The sequence below is a fragment of the Massilia sp. 05N420 genome (genome assembly GCF_056397205.1).
The window spans coordinates 1-682 of the sequence record NZ_JBFTMX010000106.1; the positions used below are offsets into that span (position 1 = coordinate 1).

Consider the following 682-nt stretch of genomic DNA (forward strand, 5'->3'; position numbering starts at 1 on the left):
GGGTGCATTCTACTCGGTACAGCAAGCCGCCAGGCGTATGCTTGCAGCCGGCAAGGGCGCGATCCTGCTGACGGGTGCTACGGCCGGCGTAAAGGGCTTCGCCAACTCGGCACCGTTTGCCATGGGAAAGTTCGCGCTGCGCGGGCTGGCACAAAGTGCTGCGAGAGAACTCGCCCCGAAGGGAATTCATGTCGCCCAGGTGGTGGTAGAGGGGGGTGTCCGGAGCGAGCGTCGCGGCGATCCCGCGGAGGCGCCGGATAGCACGCTCGACCCTGACGCAATCGCGCAAACCTATATCGATCTCTTGCGCCAGCATCGAAGCGCCTGGTCATGGGAGATCGAAGTCAGGCCATGGGTCGAGCGGTTCTGACGGTCACGGTTCAGCATGGGCGAAGGCGGTCCTTAGGGGATTGCCGAAACCAGCAGAAACACCGCAAATATCACCAGATGGATCGCACCCTGCAGGACCGTCGTCCTGCCGGTGCCTAAAGTCAGGGTGCTGACGAAGAGGGTCAGCACCAGCAGCGTCGTGTTTGCTGCTGAGATCCCCAGCGACAGTTGCTGATCGAGGACGAGCGAGACGACGGCGACGGCCGGGATGGTGAGGCCGATACTCGCAATCGCCGATCCGAGAGCGAGGTTGATGCTGTTTTGAAGCTGGTTCTTCAGCGCGGACTTCGCC

1 protein-coding gene and 1 pseudogene are annotated in these 682 nt (G+C 62.5%); one reads left to right on the forward strand and one right to left on the reverse strand.

The genetic code is table 11. From position 1 onward, the window contains the following. A partial coding sequence (locus AC1DIX_RS27470) for an SDR family NAD(P)-dependent oxidoreductase (RefSeq protein WP_477328478.1) occupies nt 1-370 on the forward strand: 370 nt, incomplete at its 5' end. Between the two features lie 32 nt (nt 371-402). Here the strand turns inward: AC1DIX_RS27470 and AC1DIX_RS27475 are convergent. Continuing rightward, nucleotides 403-682, reverse strand: a pseudogene (locus tag AC1DIX_RS27475) (ionic transporter y4hA); the annotation flags it as partial.